This window comes from Rhizobium sp. GW821-FHT14E12, from assembly GCF_058803745.1.
Map to the genome: position 1 here is coordinate 312338 of NZ_JBXAPH010000004.1, position 11145 is coordinate 323482.

Below are 11145 nucleotides of genomic sequence, written 5' to 3' on the forward strand. Positions count from 1 at the left end.
CGTTCTTGACGGCAAGAGAGGCGCATAGTGAGACCGATGGCAGCCATGCTTGGCATGGCAAGTCTTGGAGTGGATTATACATGCCCATTACGATTTTCGACGGTATTGTTATCGGCGTCATCCTGTTCTCCGCCGTTCTGGCCATGGTGCGCGGCTTTTCCCGCGAAATCCTGTCGATCGTCAGTTGGGGCGGCTCGGCCGTTGCCGCCTACTATCTCTATTCGCTGCTCGTACCCTACGCGCTGCGCTACACGGCGGACACGCGTATCGCGACGATCGCCTCCGCCGCCGTCATCTTCCTCATCGCGCTGATCATCATTTCCTTCATCACCATCAGGATTGCCGACTTCATCATCGACAGCCGCATCGGCGCGCTGGATCGCACCCTCGGCTTTCTGTTCGGCGCCGCCCGCGGCCTGCTGCTGATGGTCGTCGTCGTGGCCTTCTGGAACTGGCTGGTCGCGCCGCCGGCCCGGCCTGATTGGGTCAACAACGCAAAATCGAAGCCTTTCCTCGATTCGATGGTCGAAAAGCTGAAGTCCGCGCTGCCTGAGAACGTCCAGGCGATGCTTCCGGCCGAGATCATCAACAAGATCGCGCCGAACCAGCAGCAGTCGCAGCCGCAGGATAGTGGCGCGACGAACGATACGGCGCCGTCCGACGACGCACCCGCGCCGCAAACGAATAACTAACAGTGCGTTTACAGGCTTGACCCGCCGGGCGATAATCGCCATGTGAACGCCATGAAAACCGAAGATCCGGCCCGATAATCTTTCCGGCCGGATTTTCAGCTATTTTTGCATTCAGTCGCGATGCCGCCCCGACCCACCCATGTTGAGAGCAAAGGTCCTGCAGCCATGACCCATTCCCTTTCCATCGAGGATGATATCGACGGCGATACGCTGCATGAAGAGTGCGGCGTATTCGGCATTCTCGGCCACCCGGACGCGGCGACGCTGACGGCGCTCGGCCTGCATGCTCTTCAGCATCGCGGCCAGGAAGCAGCCGGCATCGTCTCCTTCGATGGTCAGCGCTTTCACTCCGAACGGCGCATGGGTCTCGTCGGCGATCACTACACCGATCCAGCAACGCTGGCCCGCCTGCCCGGCGACCGCTCGATGGGCCATGTGCGCTACTCGACGACGGGCGAAACCATCCTGCGCAACGTGCAGCCGCTGTTTGCGGAACTGGAAGTCGGCGGCATCGCGATCGCTCACAACGGCAATTTCACCAACGGTCTGACCATGCGCCGGCAGCTGATCGCCGACGGTGCGATCTTTCAGGCGACGTCAGACACCGAAGTCGTCCTCCATCTCATTGCCCGCTCCAAGCAGGCCTCCTCCTCCGACCGTTTCATCGATGCAATCCGCCAGATGGAAGGCGGCTATTCGATGCTCGCGATGACGCGCACGAAATTGATCGCGGCGCGCGACCCGATCGGCATTCGGCCACTGGTGATGGGTGAGCTCGACGGCAAGCCGATCTTCTGTTCGGAAACCTGCGCGCTGGACATCATCGGCGCCAAATACGTCCGCGACATCGAAAACGGCGAAGTCGTCATCTGCGAGATCCAGCCCGACGGTTCGATCACCATCGATGCCCGCAAGCCTGAGGTCACCAAGCCCGAGCGGCTCTGCCTGTTCGAATATGTCTATTTCGCCCGTCCAGATTCCGTGGTCGGCGGTCGCAACGTCTATGTCACCCGCCGGAACATGGGCATCAACCTTGCCAGAGAAGCCCCCGTCGAGGCCGATGTCGTCGTCCCCGTGCCGGATGGCGGCACGCCGGCGGCTATCGGCTATGCGCAGGAAAGCGGCATTCCCTTTGAGCTCGGCATCATCCGCAACCATTATGTCGGCCGCACCTTCATTGAGCCGACGCAGCAGATCCGCGCTTTCGGCGTCAAGCTCAAGCATTCCGCCAATCGCGCCATCATCGAAGGCAAGCGCGTCATTCTCGTGGATGATTCCATCGTGCGCGGCACCACCTCGGTGAAAATCGTGCAGATGATCCGCGACGCCGGCGCCCTTGAAGTGCATGTCCGCGTCGCCAGCCCGATGATCTTCCATCCGGATTTCTACGGCATCGACACGCCTGATGCCGAAAAGCTGCTCGCCAATCAGTACAATAGCCTGAAGGCGATGGGCGATTTCATCGGTGCGGACTCGCTGGCGTTTCTGTCGATCGACGGCCTCTATCGCGCCGTCGGCGGCACGCCGCGCGACAATGCGCAGCCGCAGTTCACCGACCATTATTTCACCGGCGACTATCCGACCCGTCTGCTCGACCGGGAAAGCACCAGCAATGTGCGCAAGCTCTCCATGCTTGCCAGCAACGGCTGACCCCGGTAACTGCTGATAAGGGGCGTGTCTTCGCCTCTTTCCTTCCCCAGAGCATTCGGATCCAGGCAGCATGAGCGTCAATCTCAAGGACAAGATCGCCCTCGTTACCGGCGCATCGCGCGGTATCGGCTATTTCACCGCACTGGAACTGGCCAAGGCCGGCGCGCATGTGATTGCCTGCGCCCGCACGGTGGGCGGCCTTGAGGAACTCGACGACGCCATCAAGGCTGTCGGCGGGTCCACGACGCTTGTACCTTTCGATCTCGCCGACATGAATGCAATCGATGCGCTCGGCGCCTCGATCTTCGAGCGCTGGGGCAAGCTCGATATTCTCGTCGCCAATGCCGGCGTGCTCGGCGTCATCTCACCGATCGGCCATATCGAGGCCAAGGTGTTCGAAAAGGTGATGACGGTCAACGTTACCGCGACCTGGCGGCTGATCCGCTCGGTCGAACCGCTGCTGATGCGCTCAGACGCCGGCCGCGCCATCATCCTGTCGTCTGCTGCCGCCCATCGCTGCCGGCCGTTCTGGGGCGCCTACTCGGCGTCCAAGGCCGCCGTCGAGGCGCTTGCCCGCACCTGGGCAGGCGAAACCCAAAGCACACCGCTGCGCATCACCAGCGTCGACCCCGGCGCCACCCGCACCGCCATGCGCGCCCAGGCTATGCCGGGCGAAGATCCGGATACGCTGCCGCATCCCCGCGAAGTGGCGCAAGCCATCCTGCCGCTCGCCGGTCCGGATGTGACGGAAACCGGCAAGCTCTTCGTCGTGCGCGAGAACAAGCTCGTCGATTATCGGATGCCGGAATAGAACACCTTCTCCCCTCGGGGAGAAGGTCGAGCGAAGCTCGGGTTGAGGGGGGCGTTGCACCGTAAGGGTTGCTCTTCTCTATCGCTCATGCCGCTCCGAGCTAGCGCTCATCGTCCCCCTCATCCGACCCTTCGGGCCACCTTCTCCCCGAGGGGAGAAGGAGAGATTGGGCTCTTGACCAATCACCATAGTCGAGCGATAAAGCCTGCCATGAAAACGGTTATCTGCATTATCTGCCGGAAAATTATTCGCTAGCGTTTCGCTGGCCTGGCCGTTTTCGTCTCCCAAAATCCAAGATGACAAACGCCCCGGCCTGCCGGTGACGATATTTTTCGGATTTATGCCTTTGGGAGAATGAAATGGGTACCGAGCCACAACTGAAGCTGTACAACACGCTGATGCGCGAAAAGGTCGACTTCCAGCCGATCGACCGCGAGAATGTGCGCCTGTATGTCTGCGGCCCGACCGTCTATGATTTTGCCCATATCGGCAATGCGCGCCCGGCCATCGTCTTCGATGTGCTCTTCCGGCTGCTCAGGCAGGTCTATGGCGAAAGCCACGTCACCTATGCACGCAACATCACCGACGTCGATGACAAGATCAACGCGCGGGCACTGCGCGATCATCCCGGCCTGCCACTGAACGAGGCGATCCGTCTGGTCACCGAGAAGACCGAGACGCAGTACTATCAGGATACGACTGCCCTCGGTTGCCTGGAGCCGACGGTGCAGCCGCGGGCGACGGACAATATCGCGCAAATGATCGAGATCATCGAAAAGCTGATCGCCAGGGGCCATGCCTATCAGGCGGCGGGCGAAGTGCTGTTCGACACAAAATCCATGGCCGATTACGGCCAGCTCTCGAAGCGCAATCTCGACGAGCAGCAGGCCGGCGCCCGCATCGCCGTCGACGCCCATAAGAAGAGCCCCGGCGACTTCGTCCTCTGGAAGCTATCCGCCGACAACGAGCCCGGCTGGGAAAGCCCCTGGGGCCGTGGCCGTCCTGGCTGGCACATCGAGTGCTCGGCCATGAGCGGCCGCTATCTCGGCGACGTCTTCGACATTCATGGCGGCGGTCTGGATCTGATTTTCCCGCACCATGAGAACGAGATCGCCCAGTCGCGTTGCGCCCATGGCACTAATGTGATGGCGAATGTCTGGATGCACAACGGCTTCCTGCAGGTCGAAGGCCGCAAGATGTCGAAATCCGAAGGCAATTTCGTCACCATCTACGAATTGCTGCAGACGGAGAAACTCGGTGGCCGGACCTGGCCGGGCGCAGTGCTGCGCCTTGCCATGCTGATGACGCACTACCGCGAACCGATCGACTTCTCCGTGAAGCGGCTGGAAGAGGCCGAACGGCTTCTCGCCAAGTGGCCGGCGGCGGATATCGGTAATGCCAAGCCGGACGCCACTGTGCTGGCCGCCCTTGCCGACGACCTCAACACTGTCGTTGCCATCCAGGCGCTGCACGCCCTGGCGCAAGCCGCCAATGCCGATGCCAGCATCTTGCCTGTGTTTGCAGCAAGCGCGGCATTGCTGGGCCTATTGCCCGAAAAGATCGAGATGGACGACGCCGTCGCTTCGGAGATCGATCGGCGGGTGCAAGCGCGGCTGGAACTGCTGAAGGCGAAGAACTTTGCCGAGGCCGATAAGCTTCGTGAAGAGCTCACGGCAATGGGCATTCAGCTGAAGGATGGCAAGGATTCGGCAACGGGCGAGCGCATCACGACTTGGGAGGTCAAACGGTGAGTGTGATCTACACCGGCGGCTGTCAGTGCGGTGCGGTTCGTTTCCGGGTGCGGGGCGAACTCAAGGACGCGTCGATCTGTCATTGCCGGATGTGCCAGAAAGCCTTTGGCGCCTATTATGCGCCGCTGGTCTCGACGCGCGGTGCTGAGCTTGCCTGGACGCGGGGGGAGCGGAAGACATTCCGGTCGTCAAATTTCGTCGAGCGCGGTTTCTGCGGCGATTGCGGCACGCCGCTGACCTATGAGGCGCCGGATGGCGTGGCAGTGGCGGCAGGCGCCTTCGATGAACCCTCGTTGTTGCCGCCGGTGGTGCAGTTTGGCACGGAAGGCAAGATCGGCTTTGTCGACGGGCTGCATCTGCTGCCGGGCCACCGCACGGAAGAGGATGCGGAACAGGCGCCCTTCGTGCTGGAGCTTGTGTCCTATCAGCATCCGGATCACGATACGGCAGCATGGCCACAGGAGACAGGTCAATGACGATAGCGGCGGGATATAGTGGTGGATGCCAATGCGGCGCGGTTCGCTATCGAACCGCCGGTGCGCTTGGCTATCCGCATCTCTGCCATTGCCGCATGTGCCAGAAAGCCTCCGGCAATTACGCTCTGCCGCTTGGCAGCGCAATGCTTACGGATTTCGAGCTGACGCGCGGTGAGCCCTCGTGGTTTCATTCATCCGATCTCGTGCGCCGCGGCTTTTGCGGCACCTGCGGCACGCCGTTGTTCTATGACATTCCGGGCGCGGATTCCATCAATGTAACGCTTGGCTCGCTGGACGAGCCGATGGCGGTGCAGCCGGTTGCGCAATCAAATCTGGCGGCAAAGATGCCGTGGTTCGATGCGCTGGATGTGCTTCCGGTGGAGGCGGATGAAGATGAGGCCGAGCGCACCGAGGCGATCCGCTCGTCCAACCATCAGCATCCCGATCACGATACCCAAACCTGGCCACAGGAGAAGAGCCATGACTGAAGTCACCAGAAGCGGCGGATGCCAGTGCGGTGCGGTGCGGTTTCGCATTCGCGGTCAACTCGGCCGCCCCTCGATCTGCCATTGCCGCATGTGCCAAAAACAGTTCGGTAGCTTCTTCTCCGCTCTGGTGACCGCACCGGATGGCAAGCTGGACTGGACGCGCGGCGAACCGACCTATTTCCAGTCCTCGGTCAACATCGAGCGCGGCTTCTGCGAGAATTGCGGCACGCCGCTGACTTATCGCCATCCCGGCGGCCTGGAGATCGCCATCGGCGCCTTCGACGAGCGCGACGATCTGGCGCCGCAGATCCAGGTGAACCACGCTTCGCGCCTGCCCTGGGTCGAAACCATATTCCAGCAGCCGGTGCATCAGGATCCGGATTTCTATGCCCAGCAGGAGCGGATCATCTCCTTCCAGCACCCAGACCACGACACCGATATCTGGCCCTCGGAAGGGCTGAAAATATGACGGAAGTGTTGCGCACGCTTTACCCGGAAATCGAGCCCTACGCCTCCGGCCATCTCGATGTCGGCGACGGCCATGTCATCTATTGGGAACGCGTCGGCACACCCGGCGCCAAGGCGGCTGTCTTCCTGCACGGCGGCCCCGGCGGCGGCATCTCGCCGAGCCATCGCCGTCTGTTCGATCCGGCGCTCTACGACGTGACGCTGTTCGACCAGCGTGGCTGCGGCAAGTCCACTCCGCATGCGGGGCTGGAAGCCAACACCACCTGGCATCTGGTTGATGATATCGAACGGCTGCGCGAGATGGCGGGGGTCGACAAGTGGTTGGTGTTCGGCGGCTCCTGGGGATCGACGCTGGCGCTCGCCTATGCGGAAACCCATCCGGAGCATGTCTCGGAACTGGTCGTACGCGGCATCTATACCCTGACGAAGGCGGAGCTCGACTGGTATTATCAGTTCGGCGTCTCGGAAATGTTCCCGGAAAAATGGGAGCGCTTCTTAGCGCCAATCCCGCCGGAAGAGCGCCACGAGATGATGGCCGCCTATCACCGTCGGCTGACGCATGAGGACAAGGCCACGCGCCTCGAGGCCGCCAAGGCCTGGGCGATCTGGGAGGGTGAGACCATCACGCTTCTGCCGGACCCTGCGACCAGCACGCCGTTCGAAGATGCGGAATTCGCGCATGCCTTCGCGCGCATCGAGAACCACTTCTTCGTCAATGACGGCTGGCTGGAAGAAGGCCAACTGCTGCGCGATGCCCACAAGCTGAAGGACATTCCCGGCGCCATCGTCCATGGCCGCTACGACATGCCATGCCCGGCCAAATATGCCTGGGCGCTGCACAAGGCATGGCCGAAAGCGGAATTTCATCTGATCGAAGGCGCGGGCCATGCCTATTCCGAGCCCGGTATCCTCGACCAGCTGATCCGCGCGACGGATAAGTTTGCCGGGAAAATTTGATCCCAAAAGGCCTTCTCCCGTTAACGGGGAAAGGGAGTGACTGAGCAAGAAGAAACCGGCTCGCCGGAGGAAATAGTATGACACGCGAAAAAATCTATCTCTTCGACACGACCTTGCGCGACGGGCAGCAGACGCCCGGCATCGACTTTTCGGTCGAGGACAAGATTTCGATCGCCACCATGCTGGATGAATTCGGCCTCGATTATGTCGAGGGCGGTTATCCCGGCGCGAACCCGACCGATACCGCCTTCTTCAACGAGAAGAGGACGCAGACAGCCTCCTTCGTCGCCTTCGGCATGACCAAGCGCGCCGGCGTTTCCACCTCCAACGATCCGGGCCTGGCGACCCTCCTGCAAGCCAAGGCCGATGCCATCTGTTTTGTCGCCAAGAGCTGGGACTATCACGTCAAGGTCGCGCTTGGCTGCACCAACGAGGAAAACCTCGAAAGCATTGCCGAAAGCGTCAAGGCGGCTATCGGCGCGGGCAAGGAAGCGCTAGTCGACTGCGAACATTTCTTTGACGGCTATAAGGCCAACCCGACCTATGCGCTGGCCTGCGCCAAGACGGCATACGAGGCCGGGGCACGCTGGGTCGTGCTCTGCGACACCAATGGCGGCACGCAGCCGCCGGAAGTGCGCGCCATCGTCGAGGCCGTGATCGCTGAGGGCGTTCCGGGGCACTGTCTTGGCATTCATGCTCATAACGATACCGGCCAGGCGGTCGCCAACTCGCTTGCCGCCGTCGAAGCCGGCGTGCGGCAGATCCAGGGGACGCTCAACGGCATCGGTGAGCGCTGCGGCAATGCCAACCTGATCACGCTGATCCCGACATTGGCCTTGAAGAGAACCTATAGCGAGCGCTTCGAAACGGCGATCGACGGCGAACGGCTGCTTGGCCTCACCGGACTGTCGCATGCCTTCGATGAGCTGTTGAACCGCTCGCCGGACCATCAGGCGCCCTATGTCGGCGCTTCCGCCTTTGCGACCAAGGCCGGCATCCATGCCTCGGCGCTGCTGAAGGACCCGCGCACCTACGAGCATGTGCCGCCGGAAAGCGTCGGCAATTTCCGTAAGGTGATGGTCTCCGACCAGGGCGGCAAGTCGAATTTCATCAATGCGCTGAAGCGGCGCGGCATCGAGGTCGGCAAGGACGACCCGAAGCTCGACCGGCTGATCCAGATCGTCAAGGAACGGGAAGCCACGGGCTATGCTTACGAAGGCGCAGACGCCAGCTTCGAGCTTCTGGCGCGCCGCACGCTCGGCACCATTCCGGAATTCTTTGCCGTCGAGGGCTTCCGCGTCATGGTCGAGCGCCGTTTCGATTCCCACGGCCGGGTGAAGACCGTCTCGGAAGCTGTGGTCAAAATGATCATCGATGGCCAGACCATCATGTCGGTTGCCGAAGGCGACGGCCCGGTCAATGCGCTCGATCTGGCGCTGCGCAAGGATTTCGGCAAATACCAGCATGAGATCGACGATCTGGAGCTGGCCGACTTCAAGGTGCGTATCCTCAACGGCGGTACGGGAGCCGTGACCCGTGTCCTGATCGAATCCACCGATAGCGACGGCGTGCGCTGGTGGACGGTCGGCGTTTCGGAAAACATCATCGACGCCTCGTTCCAGGCGCTGATGGATTCCGTCATCTACAAGCTGATGAAGAACCGGCATATGGCGGGCAAAATCGCGGCGGAGTAATCCGCCGCCCATCAAAAACCTTGACCATGCCGTCAAGGAAATGAATTGGCCCTGCCCCGCGCTTTGGAGTAGTTCCGTCCTAAAGAAAAAATATTAGGACGGGAAACACCAATGGCTACCGATACGGTCGCACCTGACGTTAAGAACGAGGACAGCCTGCGCGGCTTCGGCTTCGCGCTGACGGCCTACCTTTTTTGGGGCGTCCTGCCGCTCTACATGAAGGCCTTGGCGCATATTCCCGCCACGGAGGTCGTCGCCCATCGTATTTTATGGTCCGTACCCGTTGCCGGTGTCGTGCTTCTGGCGCTCGGTCGCATGGGCGACATCAAGGCGGCGCTCAGCAGTCCGCGCACGGTCGCCATGGTATCGCTGACGGCGACGCTGGTGACCATCAACTGGGGAACCTATGTCTGGGCGATCAGCGCCGGACATTCGCTCGACGCGGCGCTCGGCTATTTCATCAATCCGCTGTTCAGCATCGCCCTCGGCGCCCTGCTGTTGAAGGAGAAGCTGGCACCGCTACAGATCGCCGCGATCTGCCTTGCAGCGGCGGCAGTGGTCATCCTGACCATCGAGGCCGGCACCGTGCCCTGGGTGGCGCTGACGCTGACCTTATCCTGGGGTTTCTATGCCTTTTTCCGCAAGACGCTGCCTGTCGGGGCAAACCAGGGCTTCTTCCTGGAGGTGCTGCTCCTTTGCATTCCGGCTGCGATTTACATCCTCTATCTGGAAACGCGCGGCGAAGGCCATCTCTACCGCACGGGCATCTCGGATACGGCGCTTCTGCTCGGTTGCGGCCTGGTAACCGCCCTGCCGCTGATGATCTTCGCCAATGGGGCGAAGCTGCTGAAGCTCTCCACCATCGGCATCATGCAGTACATCGCGCCGACCATGATCTTCCTGATCGCCATCTTCCTGTTCAAGGAGCCTTTCGGTACGACGCAGATGACTGCCTTCTCGCTGATCTGGGCGGGGCTGGTGCTTTATAGCTGGTCAATGCTGCGTCAGAGCCGGGCGCGTTAGGCACATCAAGCAGGACAGCTAAACCGCGCTTCTGACCGCAATTACGCGATTTCGTTAGCGTTGGTTGCTATCCGAAACACCCGAGGCGCCTTCGCGAGCCTCTTGATATTTGCGCGCAAACTCGATGCACTCATTCAAGCTATCGCGAAGCCTAACGGCCGTATCAACATCGAAGTTGATATAATTTTTGACAGCACCTTCCGGTCCCGCATAGCTGTCGGGCCGCATTTTAACGGCGATAAAGACGTCGGATTTATCAATGGATTCTTTGACACGCCATTCGAAAAACGAGTGGCGGGAGACACCGCTTTCTTGCGAAGTAGTGAGAATGATCTCCCCGGCCGTCACGTTTAACAACTTCGAGCCAGATAACAACGTCTTGAAGATCGGCCACATATTAGATCTCTCATTTCGAGATAGAACTGAGCCGTATGTTACCCGATCGCATTCGGTCAGCAAGCTTCGATACTTAGCACCAAAGTCCTGCTCTACAATCAGAGCTTTGAGATAACCGCCTCTTCGCCATCGCGCGGTCCCTGCGCTTCGGCGGCATGCTTGCGGATCGCCGGGATGATGTCGGCAATCTGGTCGATCACCAGCGGCTGAACGCGGTGGCTCGTATGGATGAAGCCCTCTTCCGTCATGTGGCGGATCAGTTCCATCATCGGGTCCCAGAAACCGTTGATATTGGCAAAGACCATCGGCTTCTCATGACGGCCGAGCTGGCCCCAGGTCATGATCTCGACAATCTCCTCCAGCGTGCCGATGCCGCCCGGCAAGGCCACGAAAGCGTCGGCGCGCTCGAACATGCCGTGTTTGCGCGTGTGCATGTCCGGGGTTATGATGAGCTCGTCCAGCTGGCCGAGCGAATGGCGTGTCGCTTCCATATCGACGAGGAACTCCGGAATGATGCCGGTGACCTTGCCGCCATGCGACAGGACACCGCTTGCCACAGCGCCCATGATGCCCTTCGTTCCGCCGCCGTAGACGAGGCGCAGCCCGCTTTCGGCGATGCTTTTGCCAAGCTCGCGGCCCGCGGTCATGTGAGCAGGATCGCGTCCCGGCCTTGAGCCGCAATAGACGCAAATGGATCGAATTGGTGCAGAATCTTCGGTCATGAATGCAAACAACTATG

At 60.9% G+C, this 11145-nt stretch carries 12 protein-coding genes; 10 read left to right on the plus strand and 2 right to left on the minus strand.

Features of this window, described 5'->3' with window-relative positions; translation table 11 throughout:
- The first annotated feature begins 80 nt into the window (after window positions 1–80).
- From AC1RO0_RS18350 to rarD, 10 genes are all read left to right on the plus strand, one after another.
- A complete protein-coding gene (locus AC1RO0_RS18350) occupies window positions 81–692 on the plus strand; it encodes a CvpA family protein (RefSeq protein WP_153366193.1) in 612 nt (203 codons plus the stop codon).
- 165 nt (window positions 693–857) lie between these two features.
- Complete coding sequence (gene purF, locus AC1RO0_RS18355; RefSeq protein ID WP_498594262.1) at window positions 858–2342, plus strand: amidophosphoribosyltransferase; 1485 nt, start codon at window positions 858–860, stop codon at window positions 2340–2342.
- A 70-nt stretch (window positions 2343–2412) separates the two neighbouring features.
- Window positions 2413–3153: an SDR family NAD(P)-dependent oxidoreductase gene (locus tag AC1RO0_RS18360; protein ID WP_498594263.1), complete on the plus strand. Its 741-nt coding sequence runs from the start codon at window positions 2413–2415 to the stop codon at window positions 3151–3153.
- Between the two features lie 359 nt (window positions 3154–3512).
- A complete protein-coding gene (gene cysS, locus AC1RO0_RS18365) occupies window positions 3513–4904 on the plus strand; it encodes a cysteine--tRNA ligase (protein WP_498594264.1) in 1392 nt (463 codons plus the stop codon).
- Complete coding sequence (locus AC1RO0_RS18370; protein ID WP_498594265.1) at window positions 4901–5380, plus strand: GFA family protein; 480 nt, start codon at window positions 4901–4903, stop codon at window positions 5378–5380. Before cysS ends, AC1RO0_RS18370 begins: the two co-directional genes overlap by 4 nt.
- Complete coding sequence (locus AC1RO0_RS18375) at window positions 5377–5868, plus strand: GFA family protein (RefSeq protein WP_498594266.1); 492 nt, start codon at window positions 5377–5379, stop codon at window positions 5866–5868. Before AC1RO0_RS18370 ends, AC1RO0_RS18375 begins: the two co-directional genes overlap by 4 nt.
- Entirely contained in the window at window positions 5861–6337 is a 477-nt protein-coding gene (locus tag AC1RO0_RS18380; RefSeq protein WP_498594267.1) for a GFA family protein, read from the plus strand. The genes AC1RO0_RS18375 and AC1RO0_RS18380 overlap by 8 nt, the downstream gene beginning before the upstream one ends.
- Window positions 6334–7293 (plus strand): prolyl aminopeptidase, encoded by a 960-nt coding sequence (pip, locus tag AC1RO0_RS18385; RefSeq protein WP_498594268.1) that lies wholly within the window; start codon window positions 6334–6336, stop codon window positions 7291–7293. Before AC1RO0_RS18380 ends, pip begins: the two co-directional genes overlap by 4 nt.
- A gap of 77 nt (window positions 7294–7370) precedes the next feature.
- Entirely contained in the window at window positions 7371–8987 is a 1617-nt protein-coding gene (gene cimA / locus AC1RO0_RS18390; protein ID WP_498594269.1) for a citramalate synthase, read from the plus strand.
- Between the two features lie 111 nt (window positions 8988–9098).
- A complete protein-coding gene (rarD, locus tag AC1RO0_RS18395) occupies window positions 9099–10010 on the plus strand; it encodes an EamA family transporter RarD (protein ID WP_498594270.1) in 912 nt (303 codons plus the stop codon).
- 54 nt (window positions 10011–10064) lie between these two features.
- Here the strand turns inward: rarD and AC1RO0_RS18400 are convergent, their stop codons facing one another.
- The gene (locus tag AC1RO0_RS18400) at window positions 10065–10406 is read right to left on the minus strand and encodes a hypothetical protein (protein WP_498594271.1); all 342 of its coding nucleotides are present in this window, start codon (window positions 10404–10406) and stop codon (window positions 10065–10067) included.
- 98 nt (window positions 10407–10504) lie between these two features.
- Window positions 10505–11128 (minus strand): LOG family protein, encoded by a 624-nt coding sequence (locus AC1RO0_RS18405; protein ID WP_498594272.1) that lies wholly within the window; start codon window positions 11126–11128, stop codon window positions 10505–10507.
- Between the last annotated feature and the right edge of the window lie 17 nt (window positions 11129–11145).